Here is a 693-nt window from a genome sequence, read left to right as displayed (position 1 = left end):
ACTAGGTCATGTTGACAAAAAATCTGATCCAGAGCTTTGCTGCGGCGAGATTGAGGAAACTCATGAAGGACAAGGCGGTTTTGTCGTAGCGCGTCGCGATACGGCGCATCTGCTTGAGTTTGTTGAACATCCGCTCGATGCGGTTGCGGTCCCTGTAACGCCACCAGTCTGTTTTCTGTGGAGCACTGCGGCTTTTGCGTGATGGAATAACCGGCAGGATCCCGTGGATCAGCAGATCCTGGCGGAAGCTGTCRCTGTCATAGCCCCGATCAGCCAGCATGGCTTTGGGGGGCGGGACAGACAGCTTCATCAGGGCGTCTGTGGCTTTGTAGTCCGAGACCTGGCCTCCGGTAAGGACAAAGCCAAGAGGGCATCCCTGATTGTCACATCGGACATGGATCTTGCTCGTAAAGCCGCCGCGTGATCGACCAAAAGCCTCCGAATGAGCCCCCCTTTTGCGCCCGTAGCCTGTGAATGGGCACGGACTACGGTACTGTCGACCATATGCTGCCAGTTATCGGTCAGGTCGAGGTCTATCAGGGTTTGCAGCAGAGCATCCCACACCCCCTGCTCAGCCCAACGCCGGAACCGGACATAGACCGAGTTCCATTTGCCGTAGCGCTCATGCATGTCCCGCCACGGACARCCTGTGCGCAGAACATGCAGCATACCATTGAGAAACAGGCGGTTGTC

The 693-nt window shown here is 56.7% G+C and carries 1 protein-coding gene and 1 pseudogene; both read right to left on the bottom strand.

Going from position 1 to position 693, the window contains the following annotated elements; all coding sequences use genetic code 11:
* Position 1 precedes the first annotated feature (1 nt).
* Positions 2–514, bottom strand: coding sequence for an IS5 family transposase (locus KP705_RS20270; protein WP_249195539.1), 513 nt, complete (start codon positions 512–514; stop codon positions 2–4).
* A gap of 47 nt (positions 515–561) precedes the next feature.
* Positions 562–684, bottom strand: a pseudogene (locus tag KP705_RS20660) (transposase); the annotation flags it as partial.
* Positions 685–693: the final 9 nt, after the last annotated feature.

Origin of the sequence: Gluconobacter sp. P1D12_c (assembly GCF_018812105.1) — a bacterium.
Taxonomy (GTDB): domain Bacteria; phylum Pseudomonadota; class Alphaproteobacteria; order Acetobacterales; family Acetobacteraceae; genus Gluconobacter; species Gluconobacter oxydans_A.
Note: the sequence above shows the minus strand (reverse complement) of the source record. Positions and strands in the feature narration are given on the sequence as shown.